The following is a 17,868-nucleotide window of genomic DNA, read 5'->3' on the forward strand; positions in this document are numbered from 1 at the left end:
TCATGATTGTCTTTTCTTTTATCCCAACTTTGTGATAAAATAGTTTTATTAGGGCTTTTGATTGGAAAAGCGTAAAACATTTAAAGGAGGAAATTATGCAAGCAGTTGCACATTTTATTGATACATTTGTACCTGAGCACTACGATCTATTCTTAGATTTGAACCGCTCTAGTAAAACTTTCTCAGGGAAAGTGACCATTAGCGGAGAGGCAAAAGAGACTCGCTTCTCGCTTCACCAAAAGGATTTGACCATCGAAACAGTAGAAGTAGCAGGTCAAGCCCGCCCATTTACGGTTGATGATGCTAATGAAGCGGTTTATGTTGAATTGGAAGGCACAGGTCAAGTAACGATTACCTTGACCTATTCTGGTAAGATCACAGACAATATGACAGGAATTTATCCTTCTTACTACACAGTAGATGGTGTGAAGAAGGAAGTAATCTCTACTCAGTTTGAGAGCCATTTTGCGCGTGAAGCCTTCCCAAGTGTGGATGAGCCAGAAGCCAAAGCAACATTTGATCTTTCTTTGAAATTTGACCAAGAAGAAGGTGAAATCGCCCTTTCAAATATGCCTGAAATCGATGTGGAAAACCGCAAAGAAACAGGTATTTGGAAGTTTGATACGACTCCTCGTATGTCATCTTATCTCTTGGCCTTTGCGGCTGGAGACCTTCAAGGAGTGACAGCTAAGACTAAGAATGGAACCCTAGTTGGTGTTTACTCTACCAAAGCTCACCCATTAGAAAACTTGGACTTCTCATTGGATATTGCCGTTCGTGCTATTGAATTTTATGAAGACTACTATGGCGTCAAGTATCCAATCCCTCAATCCCTTCATATCGCCCTTCCAGACTTCTCTTCCGGAGCGATGGAAAACTGGGGCTTGGTAACCTACCGTGAAGTCTACCTTCTAGTAGATGAAAACTCTACGGCCCAAAGCCGTCAAACAGTAGCCTTGGTGGTGGCTCACGAATTGGCTCACCAATGGTTTGGTAACCTCGTGACCATGAAATGGTGGGATGATCTCTGGTTGAATGAAAGCTTTGCCAATATGATGGAATATGTCAGCTTGGATGCCATTGAACCAAGCTGGAATATCTTTGAAGACTTCCAAACAACTGGAGTGCCTGCTGCCTTGAAACGCGATGCTACAGATGGCGTTCAATCCGTCCATGTGGAAGTCAAACACCCAGACGAGATCAACACTCTCTTTGACCCAGCAATCGTTTACGCTAAGGGTAGCCGTCTTATGCACATGCTTCGTCGATGGTTAGGCGATGACGCCTTCCGTAAAGGATTGAAGATCTACTTTGAAAAACACCAATACGGCAATACTATCGGTCGTGACCTTTGGGATGCTCTTGGGCAAGCTTCAGGTCGTGATGTCGCAGCCTTTATGGATTCTTGGTTGGAGCAACCAGGATACCCTGTTGTTTCAGCTTCTGTGGAAAACGATACCTTGATCATCCGTCAAGAGCAGTTCTTTATCGGAGAAAGAGAAGAAAAAGGTCGCAAGTGGGTTGTTCCTTTGAACAGCAACTGGAAGGGTATTCCAGATACCTTGGAAACAGAAGTTTTAGAAATTCCAAACTATAGTGCCTTGAAAGCAGCTAACAGCGGAGCTCTTCGCTTCAATACAGAAAATACAGCTCACTATATCAGTGACTACCGTGGGGAATTGTTGGAAGACATTCTTGCTGACCTTTCTAGCTTGGATAGCACTTCAAAATTACAAGTGGTTCAAGAACGCCGTCTCTTAGCGGAAAGTGGTCAAATTTCTTATGCAAGCCTCTTGCCAGTGATTGAACACTTGACAGAAGAAAGTTCCTACTTGGTTGTTTCAGCTGTTTCGAGCGTCTTAGCTGGGATCAGTCTCTTTGTGGATGAAGGAACTGAAACAGAAGCTGCCTTCCATGAGTTGTTGAAACGCTTGAACCGTTACAACTTTGAACGCTTGGGTCTAGAAGCTAAGCATGGTGAAACAGAAGAAGACGAAAAAGTTCGTCAGCTAATGATTGCTAATATGATCAAGGCCAATGATGAAGCTGCAAAAGCTCAAGCGAGCGCTATCTTTGAAGCACATGCAGATGATTTGGAAAAACTTCCAGCTGCCATCCGCCTGCAAATCTTGGTCAACCAAATCAAGCACCAGGAAACCAAGGAGCTTAGCCAACAATACCTGGATACTTATGTTAAGACGGTAGATGGGAACTTTAAACGCCAGTTGGCGGCTGCACTTTCTTATACCAAGGATGAGGAAACTTTGGAAGCTCTATTGAAGGAGTGGAAGAACAAGGATGTGGTGAAACCTCAGGACTTGGCTATGAGCTGGTACTACAACTTCTTGCATGATGACTTTACCCAAGGAAGAACTTGGACTTGGGCGCGTGAAAACTGGGATTGGATCAAGAAAGCCCTCGGTGGTGATATGAGCTTTGATAAGTTTGTCATCTACCCAGCTAACTGTTTCAAGACCCGTGAACGCTTGAATGAATACAAGGCCTTCTTTGAGCCTCAATTGGATGATATGGCGATTAGCCGTAATATCAAGATGGGAATTAAAGAAATCGCGGCTCGAATCGATCTTATCGAGCGGGAGAAAGCAGCTGTTGAAGCAGCGCTTTTATCCATGAAATAAGAAAATAATCGATACAAAATTTTGATATGATACCTCTTAAGTAGACATGGTAAATAACCAAAATCTACTTAAGAGGTATTTTTATGTCTAGAAGAGAAAGATTTAGCCCATTCGAGAAAGAACAGGCTGGTTTAGAATTTTTTAAGTAAAAATTTAGGCAGGTTTAAGACTCCTACAGTATAATCGCCTTACTAAAGGATCGAGCTCCCTTTAAATTTTAAAAGACAAGTACTTGTGCAAAAAGATAAAAGGTAAAAAGATGAATCAAAAAGATACAAAACAAGTAGTCGAAACGCAAGAATCAAAAGAAAAAATGGTTGTCCTCAAACGAAGCCCTAAGTGGTGGATCGGTATGGCAGCAGTTGGTGGCTTGTTGGTCGGTGCTGGAAGTGGCTTTGGGGTCGGTGTTATCGCCTCACAATCTTCTAATAACCAACAATTTTCTCAACCGGTCCAAACAGGTCAAAACCAAGGAACCAATCAGCAACAAAATAGTCAAAATGGCCATGCTTCACAAGGAAACCAGCAAAATGGTGGCCCACAGGTCGGCGGTCCTCAAGGTGGCCCGCAAGGTGGCGGACCTGGTCAGATGCCACAGGAAGGCAATGGTAGCCCTCAAGGAAATGGTCCAGAAAATGGCATGAACCAATCTGGCGGACAAGATGAAAACCAGGGTTCTTCTAAGAAGTCCAATAAGAAGAATTCAAAAAATAAAAACAAGACGAGTGATAGTCAAAGTAACAAAGAAAACACGACAAACTCATAGAATTAGCCTTCCTCAGGCAGGCTGAATTTGATCATAAAACCAGGTTCTAAACTATAGGAAATGAAGGCAAGTCGTGTTATAATGGTTAAGAATAGATTAGAAAGACTCACTCACGAAAGAGAAGAGGATACGACGATGATTAAAATTCTATTGGTCGAAGATGACCTTGGTTTATCAAATTCAGTATTTGATTTTTTAGATGATTTTGCGGATGTCATGCAGGTCTTTGACGGAGAAGAAGGTCTTTACGAAGCAGAAAGCGGGATCTATGATTTGATTTTGCTGGACCTCATGCTTCCTGAAAAAGACGGATTCCATGTCTTGAAAGAATTGCGTGAAAAAGGCGTGACAACCCCTGTTTTGATCATGACAGCCAAAGAAAGTCTGGATGACAAGGGACACGGCTTTGAGCTGGGAGCAGACGATTACCTCACCAAGCCTTTCTACCTAGAAGAGCTTAAGATGCGGATTCAAGCCCTCTTGAAGCGTTCAGGAAAGGTCAATGAAAATACCCTCAATTATGGCAATTTGAAGGTTAATTTATCCACTAATTCGACTTACGTGGACGATAAGGAAGTGGAACTTCTTGGGAAGGAATTTGATCTTTTGGTCTATTTCCTTCAAAACCAAAATGTCATCCTTCCAAAGACCCAGATCTTCGATCGTCTCTGGGGCTTTGATAGTGACACAACCATCTCAGTGGTTGAAGTCTATGTTTCAAAAATCCGTAAGAAATTAAAAGGTACTGATTTCGTTGAGAACTTGCAAACATTGCGCAGTGTGGGGTATATCTTAAAAGATGCTAACCAGAATTAAGAAAACCGTCGGGGAAGATGATTTTTCCTACTTCATCCGATATTTTGGGCTCTTTACTTTGATATTCTCAGCCATGACCCTGATTATTATCCAGGTCATGCGCTCGAGTCTCTATACAACGGTCGATGAGAACCTCAAGACTCTCAGTCAGGATCCCTACTCACTTGTAGCGATTGCTTATCGAGACCAGCGACAGTCAAATACCAAAGGAGATGATAATGATCATGAGATGATGATCCCAGATCATGATAAATCAGAACCTAAAGGGGATGTCACATCCAATACCACTGTTGTTTTGCTCAATAAAAAATATGAAAACTTGACAACCGGTAATGGGTTTTTAAACTTCAAAACGGTGACGTTTGGTCGAAAGCTCCTCAACAAGGTTTCCCAGCTTCAAATTACAAATAGCTATGGGAAAAAAGAAAGTTACCGGGCCTATATGGCAGAGTTGAGTTTATCTGATGATGAAAGTGATAGTGACATCAAGTATGCGGTTGTCATGACCAATATCAGTCAGCTAGAGCAGACCAGTGAAGAGCACGAAAGTCAAATCGCCCTCATCATGATCTGCTTCTGGGGAATCTCCTTATTCGCTAGTCTCTTCTTAGCACGTCTCAGCGTCAAGCCCCTTCTTGAGAGTATGCAAAAGCAAAAGGCTTTCGTGGAAAATGCTTCCCATGAGTTGCGGACGCCTTTAGCAGTTCTACAAAATCGCCTTGAAACGCTTTTTAGAAAGCCTGAAGCGACCATTATGGAATCGAGTGAGAATATTGCATCCAGCTTGGATGAAGTTCGAAATATGAAGCTCTTGACCACCAACCTTCTTAACATTGCCCGAAGAGATGACGGCTTGAAACCAGAGATGGAAGATATCGAACCAAGCTTTTTCGATCAGACCTTCTCGAATTTTGAGATCATTGCGGAAGAAAATGGTAAACTCTTCCGAGGAGACAATCAGGTGGACAAAGTCATTTGTTCTGACAAGACACTCCTCAAGCAATTGATGACGATTCTCTATGACAATGCCTTGAAATATACCGATGAAGATGGTGAGATCCAGTTTGAAGTCCAGTTGAAGGACAAAAATCTTCTTTTGAGGGTGCTGGATAATGGTCCAGGGATTCGAGATGAGGACAAGAAACGGATCTTTGATCGTTTTTACCGGGTCGACAAGGCCAGAACCCGTCAAAAAGGTGGATTTGGCTTGGGGTTATCCCTCGCTAAGCAGATCGTAGAAGCCTTTAAAGGGACCATTCAAGTTAAAGATAATAAACCAAAAGGGACCATCTTTGAAGTGAAATTATCCATTAAGACGGAAAGTCGTAAAAAAAATCGTTCATAATTTTTAAAAAAAGAAAAGAGGAAAACCTATGAGTTCAAAAATGTTGCACACTTGCCTTCGTGTGGAAAACTTAGAAAAATCAATCGCTTTTTACCAAGATGCTTTTGGTTTTGAAGAAAAACGTCGGAAAGATTTCCCAGACTACAAGTTTACGATTGTTTATTTGGCCTTGCCTGGAGATGACTATGAGTTGGAATTGACTTACAATTATGATCATGGTCCATATGTCATCGGAGATGGCTATGCTCATGTCGCCTTGAGTACTCCTGATCTAGAAGGTTTGAATGCGGAACACAAGGCTAAAGGCTATGAAGTGACGGAACCAAAAGGTCTTCCAGGAACGCAACCGAATTACTATTTTGTTGTAGATCCGGATGGATATAAAGTAGAAGTCATTCGCGAAAAATAAGAGGGACTAAAAACAGGGGCCGCTGTCGGCGACGACAGTCGCCCTCTTTTTATGAAACCATTTACAAAAAAGGAATGTTTTTTCGAGAGAAATTTGCTATAATAAAGTTATGAGATTCAAACACACGAAAACTATTTTATTAATCATTACAAATCTCCTTTTATTGAGTCTTTTGTATATCGGCTATCAAAAGATTCAAAGGGTTCGTGAACAAAAAGCCTATCAGGATCAGTTTGCCAAGGTCACCCAACTCGAGAAAAGCTCTGAAAAAGGGAAAGATGTTCAAGTTCAGGAAGGGATTTTAGGAACTTCTTATGTGACGGCTTATTATCCTACTAAAGATGGACAGCCTGTTGAGATTGTGAAAGAGAAGATCCAAGAAGACCTTCAGCGTCTAGGATCGGATGAGAAAACCAAGGAGCCAAAGCATTTGACCTTCTACCATAGTGAAGAAGCAGAAGCGCCTTTTGTTGGTTATCACCCTATCCAAATCAAACGGGCTGAATACCAGTACAAAAAAGGGAAATTCATCAAAGATGAGACGGTGAAGCTGCCCCTCTTTTACTTGGATGATGATAGTAACCCTTTGACCCTCAGCCAGGTTTTTGCGGATCCAGATGGAGCCAAGCAGATCTTTTTGGAGGAATTACGGGGAAATCTAGCCTTTCGTCAGCTGGACGAGGAAAGCATTGATCAAATGGTTGCCCACTTCTCAGAGTTGGATTTGAGCCAATGGGAATTCCAATATGAAAAAGGAAATTTCACCATTCCATTTCCAACCAAGGTTAAAGGAGACGATACCTTCACTGTTCCCTTGTCTAAATTCTACGACGTGATTGATACAGAGCGCTTGCTTCCTGATGATCTAGCTTCTTATGAATCCTATATTGAAGAACGCCACCGTAAGATGATTGCCCTGACCTTTGATGATGGACCAGATCCAACCACGACTCCTCAGGCGCTGGCCATCTTAAAGAAATACAATGCCAAAGCTACCTTCTTTATGGTCGGAAAAAATGTCAGTGCGAATCCGGATATTGCTAAGCAAGTCCGCAAAGAAGGTCATCAAATCGGGAACCATACCTGGGATCACCCTCAATTGCCAAAATTGAGCTTGGATAATGCCAAAAAAGAGATCTTGGATACCCAAGAAGCTATTCAAAAAGCGACAGGTGTGCAGACCAAGATTACCCGTCCTCCGTATGGGGCCATCAATAACGCTATCCAATACGGTGTCGACCAATCCTTCATCATGTGGGATGTAGATAGCCTAGATTGGAAGACACATAATACGACGGCTATTCTCAATGAAGTGAAAAAAGAAGTCAAACCGGGTTCGATTATCCTCATGCATGATATCCATCAAACCACGATTGACGCTCTACCGACCGTCCTTGACTACCTCAAATCACAAGGCTATACCTTTGTAACGGTGGATGAATTGTTGGATTATCAACTTGAAAGTCATCGCATTTATTACAATGGAAATTAACGTAAAAATCCTCTGCAGTTCATTCACTAGCAGAGGATTTTCTTATTCGTTTAAAAAGAGTTCTGAATTTTTTAAAACCAGTTCACGTACAGAAGTGTATTTTTTTAAGGATTTGAGTTCTTCTGGGTGGGTGATAAAGGTGATTACATAGCCCTCACGCCCCATTCGTCCTGTTCGACCGGCACGGTGGGTATAGGTCTCCACATCACGAGGAATATCGTAGTTAATCACACACTCAAGATGTTCAATATCGATGCCACGAGCGACTAAATCGGTGGCAAGCAAGAGGGTCAGCTGATGGTCTTTGAAGCGTTCCAGAATGACCTTGCGGTATTTGACATTGACATCGCTTGCGAGCGATACGGCCTCAACACCACGGTATTGTAGTTTTTCTTCAGCACTACCCAGATCAGACAGGCTATTGAAAAAAGCCAGACCACGAAAATCTTCGACGTAGGCGAGTTTGCGGAGCAATTCGACCTTGTCCCGCTTATCCACTTGCATATAAAAATGTTGGATATTGTCCAAAGAAACTCCATCAACCGAAATGCGAAGAGTATTTTCTTCTAGCTGGTCTGGATCGACCTTGGCTGTGGCGCTCATATAGATATATTGGTGGTCACGGGGAGCATAGTGGCTGATCTTGTCGACGAAGTGGTACTGAGAATCGCTCAGTAATTGGTCGAATTCATCTAAAATGATGGTTTCTACATTCATCATTTTGATCTTTTTCAGCTTGATCAGTTCAAAGATCCGACCAGGCGTCCCAACCAGGATTTCGGGTCCTTTTTTGAGGCGTTCGATTTGCCGTTTTTGACTAGATCCTGAAAGGAAGAGTTGTGTCTGGAGACCGAGAGGCTCTGCCCATTGTTTGGTGACATCAAAAATTTGTCCTGCTAACTCTGTGTTAGGAGCCAAAATTAAGAGTTGTTGGGCCTTCTTCGGTTTGAGTTTGAGCAAGCTCGGAAAGAGGTAGGCGAGTGTCTTACCAGTACCGGTAGGACTGATGCCGAGGACATTTTCTCCTTCATAGATAGGGGAGAAGATCTGTTCCTGAATTTCAGTGAATGCATCAAATCCGAGTGTTTCTAACTGGTCTTTCCAGCTTTGTGGAAATTGTTCTTTCATTCTTTTTCATCCTTAAATTGTATTCCAGCGCTTTGACGCATCTGGTAGAGGGTTTCATGGACCTGCTCACCTGTTTGTAACCATTCAAGATAAGCAGCTGGCTTTTGATGAGCGATGGCAAGGGCAAAGGCTTCCGCCTCTTCTTGCATTTGGTGTGGGCAGGGCTGGACCGGAAGGTCGATGACTTCCCCAGAATGGCTGACGAAGCGAGCCTGGTTGATGGCTGCTACAGCATTGAGAGTCAGCGTTCCAGTCTTGGTGTAGATTTCAGCAGGTAGATGGCTGGTGATATTTTTCCCTGCCTGAATGGCAACCTGAAACTCTGGATAAATCAAGACACCTTGACCATAGAGATCAACCGAATTGGGTAATTGCTGAGCGCAATAGTGACTGGAGATCGGTTTTCCAAAGAAGCCAATGGCCAAGTAGAGGCAGTAGACTCCCAGATCCATCAAGGCTCCCCCTGCATAGACATCTGAGAAAATATTGGGCATCTCACCCGCAAGAAGGGCCGGCAATTTAGAAGAATATTTGGCAAAGGTGAAGTTGGCGCCCAGTATTTCCTGATTAGAGAGGAAGTCTTTAACTACTTGAAAGGCCGCTTCTTGGTAATTTCTGGCAGCTTCAAAGAGATAGACCTGGTGCTCATTAGCGAGCTTGACCAGTTCCTTCCATTCAGAAGGGGTGGTCACAGCCGGTTTTTCAATGATGACATGCTTCTTGGCCAGAATAGCAAGCTTGGCCTGAGCGAAATGAAGAGAATTGGGGCTAGCAATGTAAATCACATCCAGCTCACTGTCTAAGAAGTCGATGACATCCGTGTAGCAAGAGATCGCTCCATAAGGCTCACAAAACTCTTGAGCTGTCTTCATCTTTCTCGAATACACAGCCTGCAAGTGATAGTGGCCTGTCTGATGAGCAGCTGTAATAAATTCATGTGAAATCCAACTCGTACCAATAATTCCCAGCTTTAACATAAGGTGTCCTTCCGTCATCGATTCACTCTATTATACCATGAAAAGGGGGAGGGGCGGGGTGAAAAATGTAGGGCAAGTTTTGAAATTATTACTAAAATATGGGATAATTAAGGTAATTTATTTAAATGAGGAAAAAATAATGAAACAAAAGATTTTAGTAACAGGTGGAGCTGGATTTATTGGTTCCCATACACTAATTGAATTGACTAAAGCCGGTCATGAAATAGTTGTGGTAGATAACTTTGTAAATAGTAGTAAAAAAAGTATCCAAGAAGTTGAAAAGATTATTGGTAAATCTATTGCATTATACGACATAGATGTTCGAGACAAAGAGAAGTTATTGGAAGTATTCGTAAAAGAACAACCTACAGGGGTGATTCATTTTGCCGCATTAAAAGCCGTTGGGGAATCAGTTCAAATTCCGCTTACATATTACGAAAACAATATAACTGGAACATTGACTTTGCTTCGAGTTATGGAGGAAGTCCAATGTAAGAACATTATTTTTAGCTCGTCAGCGACTGTCTATGGTGATCCACATACTGTCCCTATCTTAGAGGATTTTCCGCTATCAGTAACCAATCCATATGGGAGAACAAAGTTGATGATTGAAGAGATGCTTCAAGATATATACAAGTCAGATTCTTCCTGGAATATCGTGCTGTTACGCTATTTCAACCCAATTGGTGCTCATGAAAGTGGGAATATTGGTGAAAATCCAAATGGAATCCCAAATAATCTTTTACCATATGTAACACAGGTAGCAGTTGGAAAGCTAGAATATGTTAATGTGTTTGGTAATGATTATCCAACTCCAGATGGAACTGGAGTCCGCGATTATATCCATGTGGTTGATTTAGCAAAAGGGCATGTGGCGGCATTAAGGAAACTTGAAAAAGATTCAGGGTTAAATATATATAACTTGGGTACTGGTAGAGGATACTCTGTTCTTGAAATCATTCAAAATATGGAAGATGTGGTAGGAAAAACAATTCCTTATAAGATTGTTGAGAGACGTGCTGGAGATATTGCAACCTGTTATGCAGATCCATCAAAAGCAAGTGAGGAGTTAGGTTGGGAAGCTCAATATGATATTCATCGCATGTGTCAAGATGCATGGAGATGGCAAAGCAAACATCCAAATGGATTTGAATAATAACTAAGTTTAAAGAATTGCTTGATATTTATAACTAATATCGAGCTTTTTTATGCTTACAACAATTGTTATTGTTGGTATAAAGTTCTGAGATTAGTGGATAAAATATTTTGGTTATTGTATAATGGATAAAAAAGAATTTTAATGGAGGAAGAAGGATATTGAAATCCTCAGATTTATTAATTATTATACCTGCATATAATGAGGAAGGTTCGATTCAGTCAGTTGTAAATAATATTATTCAAAATTATTCCCAGTATGATTATGTAATTATCAATGACGGTTCAAGAGATCAAACCTCAGAAATTTGTCATAACAATGGCTATAATATTATTGATTTACCAGTCAATCTTGGACTAGCTGGAGCATTTCAAACTGGATTATTGTATGCTTACCAATACGGTTATGAAAAAGCGGTGCAATTTGATGCAGATGGTCAGCATCTTCCAGAGTATATTGCTGCTTTAGAAGATGGAATTGATAAAGGAAATAAAATGGTCATAGGTTCTCGCTTTGTAACAGAGAAAAGACCAAATTCGTTTCGTATGTTAGGGAATACCCTTATAAGTTTTGCTATTAAATTGACCACTGGAAAAACGATTAATGATCCGACATCTGGAATGAGAATGTTTTCAAAAGATTTAATACAAGTTTTTGCAAAAAATATCAACTATGGTCCTGAACCAGATACTGTTTCTTATCTATTAAGAAATGGTGTTCCAATTTCAGAAGTTCAAGTTCGAATGGAAGAGAGACAAGCGGGAGAAAGTTATTTAACTTTTTCACGCTCTATTAAGTACATGATTCATATGTTCGTATCTATTCTATTCATTCAGAATTTTAGAGAGAGAGGAAAATAGAATGTCAATCTGGTTTCAAGTTGTATTAGTTGTTGTTTCATTGGGAACATGTGGGTTTATTCTCCAGAACATCAGAAAATCTCGTGTACAGATTAATGATGCCTTGTTTTGGATCTTCTTTTCATTAATTTTATTAGTTTTTAGTATTTTTCCAAAGTTAGCAGAGTTTATCGCAGCATCCTTAGGAATTGCATCTGCTGTTAATTTTATTTTTCTTTTTATTATTTTCTTGTTATTAATGAATCAGTTCCAATTAACTGTACGGTTGTCAAAGTTAGATACCAAGTTTAAAAATCTTGTCCAAGTTATCGCTTTAAACAAAAATGAGGAGAAAGATGAATAATACTCCTTCTCAAAAAAGTATTTACATATGGAACCTGCTAGGAAATTTTGCGGCAGCAGCAGTCTCGGTATTATATTTGTTAATTGTATCTAGAATGCAAACCAGTGAGGTGGCAGACCAATTTAGTCTAGCTACCTCAATTGGTAATTTATGGATCATTATTGGGCAATTTCAAGTTCGTAACTACCAAGCAACAGATGTTAACTCAGCTCATCCCTTTTCAGCTTATTTTTTCACAAGATTACTAACGGTTATCTTAATGTTGATTAGCTTATTCCCCTATCTGTGGTCAATAAACTATGATTTCACTAAAAGCTCTGTGATGATCATTTCTTGGATTATTGTGTACCGTGTAGCGGATGCTTTTTCGGATCTATTTCAAGGTTATTTTCAACAACATGGTCGTTTAGATATTGCTGGAAAAGCTATGGTCTATAGATATATTTTAAGCGTCCTCATTCTTTTATTTGGGCTCTTATTGTCTCATTCTATAGTTTTGACTCTGATGGTCCTAGCTTTCATCAATCTGTTTTTTGTATTTGTTTATGATTATGCCCATTTCAAATTGTTTGATAGGTTGAGTTTGAGTCATATTTTTTCAAAAAATATTTTTGATGAATCTATAAAAATTATTAAAGTTTGTTTTTCTTTATTTATTTATGGTTTTTTATTGACACTTGTTTTTAATGAGGCAAAGTTAGCGATTTCTGGTGCATATGCTAAAGGAATAGTCGGGACTGGTGCTCAAAGGGACTACAATATACTGTTTATGCCAGTGTTTTTTATGAGTCTATTGATTTTGGTAGTTAGACCGCTCATAACGCAAATGGCTGAACTGTGGCAGAAAAAACAGTTTCAGATATTTTACAAACTATTTATTAAAATCATACTTTTTACATTCATAATAGGAGTATTTCTTGATATTTTAGCTTATTTAATAGGTGTCAATGTGTTGAGTTTGATATTTGGTTTAGATCTATTGAAATATAAGGTTGAATTGACTATTTTAGTTCTTTCTGGTGTTTTATATTCATTTTCGATCATTCTTGAAAATATCTTAATTATCATGAGAAAACACTATTATTTATTATCAGTTTATATCCTAATGTTTATCGTTACTAAAATGATAACAACTGAGCTGGTTAATAAGTATCAGATTATGGGAGCTTCTATTAGTTTTTGTATAGCAATGATGGTTTATGCAATTGGATGTTTTACAATTTTTAGTATTATAAAATACAGAAAGAAAGAAAAATGAAAAGAGATATAGTTTTCGTCACTCACCATTTAGGAGGAATCGGTGGCGTTCAGCGTGTAGTTGATCAGTTGGCTACACGTTTTGCTGAAGATGGAAATAGGGTGACAGTTGTTGGGTGTGCTGTTCAATCAAAAGAAAAGTATGAGAGGGTACAAAAGAATTATCATGAAATTCTTCTATACCAGGAGGATATTTTTTTTGAAAAGCCTTGGTTGTTCTTAAAAGAAAAGTTTTTTTCAAAAAAATTAGAAAAAAAATTAACGGATATTTTGTCACAATCAAAAGAAACAATAGTTATCTTAGCAAATCCAATTGTCTATCTATTGATGGAAAAAAGCTTGAAGGAATTTTCTAATACTGCCTTTTTCATTGGTCAGATGCATTCTTCCGCTGATTTTGTATTGGAATGTAAGGGTATCTACAAAGTTTATCCGTATATTATTAAAAATAAATATCCGAAATTGGATTGCATGATGTTTTTATCGAATTCTTATTCAGAAGTGATTAGCAATCATTACAATATTCCATTAAAAAAATTTGTTGCGATTCCAAATCCCTTACCTAGATATATAGAAGTATCAGAAGAATCAGAAGAGTTACGTCAAGAAAAATCTACAGTTATTTCTTTTGTAGGTAGACTTGATGCGGTTAAGCAAATTGATCATCAAATTCGAGCTTTCGCACAGGTAGCAGATGATTTTCCAGATTTGATTTTTAATATATACGGATCTGGTAATTTGAGGGAATTTCTCCAATCTCTAATCGACCAATTAGGAATGACAAAACGTATAATCTTAAAAGGGAAAACGAACCAAGTTAAAGAAGTTTATCAAGAGTCATTGTTTACCTTATTAACTTCCAAATCAGAGGCTTTTCCAATGTCAGTTGTAGAATCTATGATAACCGGAACGCCAGTATTAACTTATAATTGTTCGCAAGGAGTTGCTGAACTTCAAACTGAAACACCTGAAATGCTCCTTGATCCAAGTATTGAGGAGTTGGTGAAAAAAATGCGTTATTTTCTATCTAATACGAATAAACTAACGGATATCGGAAGAAGAGGACGCGACTATGTTATAGAAAATTATGCAGAGGATATTGTAACTCAAAAGTGGTATGATTTGTTTAAGAAGTTAGAGGAGAAGAAAGGTATTAAATGATAAATTATATTTCACAAAATGCTTCAGATTTCTTTCATAATATTTGGCAAAAGAAATTTTATATTTTACTTATTTGGTTTGTGATATTTGGAACGTATTTTTATTTCGATGGCCCTTTCAATAATGCACCAATCAAAACGTTTGTTATCATTGGAGGTATCTTCACATTTTTATCACTAATAAATTTAAAGATATACAATAAAATATTCTCAGTAATTTTATTTACTGGACTAATATTTTGTATATATACTCCAAATATGGATACACCAGATGAAAATTTTCATTATTCTAGAGCTCTATATATTAGTGATGGACATTTATATTTACCTTCTTCAGTAGAAGAAATGAAAGTTTCTTCAGATATATCAAATGTTGAAGAAGAATTTAAAAAGCCTTTAATACAAACTGATTTGGAGAAGAAACAATTATCTGATAAACAGGTAGTGTATTCTAATTTAGGTAATACAAATGGCTATTCGTTTATCAGTTACATACCTCAAACATTAGGAATTATTATTGCTCGTCTTTTACATTTAAGTGTATTGGGTTCAATTTTTTTAGGTAGGTTTTTCAATTTACTAGTTTTCGCCTTGCTTGTTCGTCTTGCTATAAAAAAAGCTGGTGATAAGCAGTTGATTTTTTCCCTACTAGCGATTATTCCTATTAATATTTATATTGCTGCATCATTCAATCAGGATGCATTTGCTAATGGTCTTATCTTTTTAGTTATCGGTTTATTCCTTTCCTATTTTGAAAAAGATAAAGTCAGTAATAGGGATATATTTTTCTACAGTATCCTTTGTATTTTAATAGCTTTTTCAAAATTGCCATATGTGTTACTTATTTGTTTGTTGGTCTTTTTGCCAAAAGAAAAGCTTAATAAAAAACAATATCTGCTAATTGCCGGATCCATTCTTATGGTCGCTCTAACGAGTGTGATTTGGTTGAAAGTAACAAGTGGCATAAATGCAACAGTTGCGCATCCAAATCCAGCAGTTAATCCAATGAAAAAGATTATATTTACCTTGCATCATTTTTCTGACTTCACGAGAATGATGATTAAAGAGGTTGTGAATTTTATTCCATTTAAATTACAATCATTATTTACTTTTGGTTGGTTGACTTATGATGCGAAAGCTTTTATGTGGTTTTATTTAATTTTCATTTCAGTTACACTATTTATACTTCCAAATGGGAAACCGCTTAAAACTTTTGCGAAGTTTGGGGTAGTTCTCGTCTCGATGGGGATTGTTTTTGGAATTCTAATGACAGCCTATCTAATGTGGGGTGAGGTTGCTGATATTTCAATTAAAGGAATTCAGGGGAGATATTTTGCGGGGATTTTTGTTCTACTTGCTTGTGTTACTAATTTTTCAAGAAGACTGTTTTTGAATCAGAATAGAACAGAACCTATCGAATATGATCAGAATAAGGTAGAATATACCTTTACTTACATTGCCACATTGTTTATTCTTGTTTCTATCATAACAACAATTAGTCAATACTATTAATTTGTTGTTTTACCATAAAATTTAGTGATATACTAGGGGAAACCCTAGTTTTTTGTTACAATAGAAGCTGAAGAAATCAAGGAGAGAGTTAAATGACAATATCAGTTGTAGTCCCATGTTTTAACGAAGAAGAATCGATTCCATTATTTTATCGAGAAATGGAACGTGTTCGGATGAAGATGGGAGAAAAGTTTGAATATATTTTTATAAATGATGGCTCTTCAGATGGTACACTATCCGTTCTTCGAAAGCTACATGTTACAGATTCAAATGTGCACTACCTTTCTTTTTCTCGAAATTTCGGGAAAGAGGCGGCGCTGTACGCTGGACTTGAGCGTGCTAGTGGTGAATATGTGACGGTCATGGATGTAGATCTGCAGGATCCACCGGAGTTATTGATCGAAATGAAGCAGAAGTTGGAGGAACAGCCGGATTTAGACTGTGTCGGAACGAGACGCGTAACCCGTGATGGGGAACCTCCGATTCGCTCTTTCTTTGCACGGATGTTTTATAAATTGATCAATCATATTAGCCAAGTGGAAATGGTTGACGGGGCGCGTGATTTCCGTTTGATGCGCCGTCCCATGGTCGATGCCATTATGGAGTTATCGGAGTACAATCGTTTTTCAAAAGGGATTTTTGCTTGGGTAGGATTCGAGACAGAATACCTCGAATATAAAAATGTAGAACGCGTAGCAGGAGAGACGTCTTGGAATTTTTGGTCCCTTTTTAAGTACTCGATTGAAGGGATTGTCAATTTCTCGGATGCCCCATTAAACATTGCCTTTATTGGTGGACTGTTATCTTGGATTTTGGCTTTTATCATGATGATTTTGATTGTAATCCGCACCTTAGTCTTTGGGGATCCTACTTCAGGTTGGCCATCCCTTATGACAGTGATTCTATTCCTTGGAGGATTCCAATTATTGACCATTGGGATTTTAGGAAAATATATCGGAAAAATCTTCATGGAAACCAAGAAACGTCCAATCTATGTCATCAAAGAGAAAAGTGAGTAAAAAGCAGAAAACTTCTGCTTTTTTTGCTATAATGATAGGGATAAAGCATTTGAAAGGAACGTAACATGATATTAATTACAGGTGCAAATGGTCAACTTGGAACGGAGCTTCGCCATTTGTTAGACGAACGAAATGAAGAATATGTAGCTGTCGATGTAGCTGAAATGGACATCACAAATGCAGAGAAAGTAGATGAGGTTTTCGCAGAAGTGAAACCAACCTTAGTCTACCACTGTGCTGCCTACACAGCTGTTGATGCGGCAGAAGATGAAGGAAAAGAGTTGGACTATGCCATAAATGTGACTGGTACGGAAAATGTAGCTAAGGCATCTGAAAAACACGGTGCAACTTTGGTTTATATCTCAACCGACTACGTTTTTGATGGGAAAAAACCAGTTGGACAAGAATGGGAAGTAGACGATCAACCGGATCCCCAAACAGAGTACGGTCGTACGAAACGGATGGGAGAAGAATTGGTTGAGAAGCATGTATCTAACTTCTATATCATCCGTACTGCCTGGGTCTTCGGGAACTACGGTAAGAACTTTGTTTTCACGATGCAGAACTTAGCCAAGACTCATAAGACTTTGACCATCGTCAATGACCAACATGGTCGTCCAACCTGGACACGTACTTTGGCCGAGTTCATGACTTATTTGGCTGAAAACCGTAAGGAATATGGTTATTACCATTTGTCAAATGATGCAGAAGAAGATACAACTTGGTATGACTTTGCCGTTGAAATCCTCAAAGATACAGATGTAGAAGTGAAACCAGTGGATTCTAGCCAATTCCCAGCTAAAGCGAAACGTCCACTGAACTCAACAATGAGTTTAGCTAAGGCTAAGGCTACAGGATTCGTGATTCCAAGCTGGAAGGATGCTTTAAAAGAGTTTTACAAACAAGAAGTGAAATAAGTGAAAATTGAAGCGACCCTTGTGGTCGCTTTTCTGTTTGCATTAGGCAAAAAGCTTAGAAAATGGTATAAT

The 17,868-nt window shown here is 38.7% G+C and carries 16 protein-coding genes; 14 read left to right on the forward strand and 2 right to left on the reverse strand.

Going from position 1 to position 17,868, the window contains the following annotated elements; genetic code table 11:
- Nucleotides 1-95: 95 nt before the first annotated feature.
- From AB5Y61_RS04400 to AB5Y61_RS04425, 6 genes are all read left to right on the forward strand, one after another.
- Entirely contained in the window at nt 96-2,639 is a 2,544-nt protein-coding gene (locus AB5Y61_RS04400) for a M1 family metallopeptidase (RefSeq protein WP_368403297.1), read from the forward strand.
- A 259-nt stretch (nt 2,640-2,898) separates the two neighbouring features.
- A complete protein-coding gene (locus tag AB5Y61_RS04405; protein ID WP_368403298.1) occupies nt 2,899-3,405 on the forward strand; it encodes a hypothetical protein in 507 nt (168 codons plus the stop codon).
- Nucleotides 3,406-3,540: 135 nt separating this feature from the next.
- Complete coding sequence (locus AB5Y61_RS04410; RefSeq protein ID WP_003011876.1) at nt 3,541-4,221, forward strand: response regulator transcription factor; 681 nt, start codon at nt 3,541-3,543, stop codon at nt 4,219-4,221.
- A complete protein-coding gene (locus AB5Y61_RS04415) occupies nt 4,205-5,566 on the forward strand; it encodes a sensor histidine kinase (RefSeq protein ID WP_125826265.1) in 1,362 nt (453 codons plus the stop codon). Before AB5Y61_RS04410 ends, AB5Y61_RS04415 begins: the two co-directional genes overlap by 17 nt.
- A gap of 28 nt (nt 5,567-5,594) precedes the next feature.
- Nucleotides 5,595-5,975 carry a lactoylglutathione lyase gene (gloA, locus tag AB5Y61_RS04420; protein ID WP_003006623.1) on the forward strand — a complete coding sequence of 127 codons (381 nt, stop codon included), beginning with the start codon at nt 5,595-5,597 and terminating at the stop codon, nt 5,973-5,975.
- 109 nt (nt 5,976-6,084) lie between these two features.
- Complete coding sequence (locus tag AB5Y61_RS04425; RefSeq protein WP_223325746.1) at nt 6,085-7,467, forward strand: polysaccharide deacetylase family protein; 1,383 nt, start codon at nt 6,085-6,087, stop codon at nt 7,465-7,467.
- A gap of 42 nt (nt 7,468-7,509) precedes the next feature.
- Here AB5Y61_RS04425 and AB5Y61_RS04430 read toward each other — a convergent pair whose 3' ends face one another.
- Both AB5Y61_RS04430 and AB5Y61_RS04435 read right to left on the reverse strand, forming a co-directional pair.
- Nucleotides 7,510-8,595 (reverse strand): DEAD/DEAH box helicase, encoded by a 1,086-nt coding sequence (locus AB5Y61_RS04430; RefSeq protein WP_368403299.1) that lies wholly within the window; start codon nt 8,593-8,595, stop codon nt 7,510-7,512.
- Nucleotides 8,592-9,572 carry a Gfo/Idh/MocA family protein gene (locus AB5Y61_RS04435; RefSeq protein WP_368403300.1) on the reverse strand — a complete coding sequence of 327 codons (981 nt, stop codon included), beginning with the start codon at nt 9,570-9,572 and terminating at the stop codon, nt 8,592-8,594. The genes AB5Y61_RS04430 and AB5Y61_RS04435 overlap by 4 nt, the downstream gene beginning before the upstream one ends.
- 139 nt (nt 9,573-9,711) lie before the next feature.
- Here AB5Y61_RS04435 and galE point away from each other — a divergent pair, with 139 nt between their 5' ends.
- The 8 genes from galE to rfbD all read left to right on the forward strand — a co-directional run bounded on the left by galE (nt 9,712) and on the right by rfbD (nt 17,796).
- On the forward strand, nt 9,712-10,728 hold the full coding sequence (galE, locus tag AB5Y61_RS04440) for a UDP-glucose 4-epimerase GalE (protein ID WP_070589288.1): 1,017 nt from the start codon (nt 9,712-9,714) through the stop codon (nt 10,726-10,728).
- Between the two features lie 161 nt (nt 10,729-10,889).
- Nucleotides 10,890-11,588 (forward strand): glycosyltransferase family 2 protein, encoded by a 699-nt coding sequence (locus AB5Y61_RS04445; RefSeq protein ID WP_070589286.1) that lies wholly within the window; start codon nt 10,890-10,892, stop codon nt 11,586-11,588.
- 1 nt (nt 11,589) lies between these two features.
- Nucleotides 11,590-11,931 (forward strand): DUF2304 domain-containing protein, encoded by a 342-nt coding sequence (locus tag AB5Y61_RS04450; RefSeq protein ID WP_070589284.1) that lies wholly within the window; start codon nt 11,590-11,592, stop codon nt 11,929-11,931.
- Nucleotides 11,924-13,189: a lipopolysaccharide biosynthesis protein gene (locus AB5Y61_RS04455; RefSeq protein ID WP_070589281.1), complete on the forward strand. Its 1,266-nt coding sequence runs from the start codon at nt 11,924-11,926 to the stop codon at nt 13,187-13,189. The genes AB5Y61_RS04450 and AB5Y61_RS04455 overlap by 8 nt, the downstream gene beginning before the upstream one ends.
- Nucleotides 13,186-14,349: a glycosyltransferase gene (locus tag AB5Y61_RS04460; protein WP_349977148.1), complete on the forward strand. Its 1,164-nt coding sequence runs from the start codon at nt 13,186-13,188 to the stop codon at nt 14,347-14,349. Before AB5Y61_RS04455 ends, AB5Y61_RS04460 begins: the two co-directional genes overlap by 4 nt.
- Complete coding sequence (locus AB5Y61_RS04465) at nt 14,346-15,860, forward strand: DUF2142 domain-containing protein (protein ID WP_302692462.1); 1,515 nt, start codon at nt 14,346-14,348, stop codon at nt 15,858-15,860. The genes AB5Y61_RS04460 and AB5Y61_RS04465 overlap by 4 nt, the downstream gene beginning before the upstream one ends.
- A 92-nt stretch (nt 15,861-15,952) precedes the next feature.
- Nucleotides 15,953-16,879 (forward strand): glycosyltransferase family 2 protein, encoded by a 927-nt coding sequence (locus tag AB5Y61_RS04470; RefSeq protein WP_368403301.1) that lies wholly within the window; start codon nt 15,953-15,955, stop codon nt 16,877-16,879.
- Between the two features lie 65 nt (nt 16,880-16,944).
- Nucleotides 16,945-17,796: a dTDP-4-dehydrorhamnose reductase gene (rfbD, locus tag AB5Y61_RS04475; protein ID WP_368403302.1), complete on the forward strand. Its 852-nt coding sequence runs from the start codon at nt 16,945-16,947 to the stop codon at nt 17,794-17,796.
- The last annotated feature ends 72 nt before the right edge of the window (nt 17,797-17,868 follow it).

It is taken from the genome of Streptococcus parasanguinis (assembly GCF_040908565.1).
Taxonomy (GTDB): domain Bacteria; phylum Bacillota; class Bacilli; order Lactobacillales; family Streptococcaceae; genus Streptococcus; species Streptococcus parasanguinis_AC.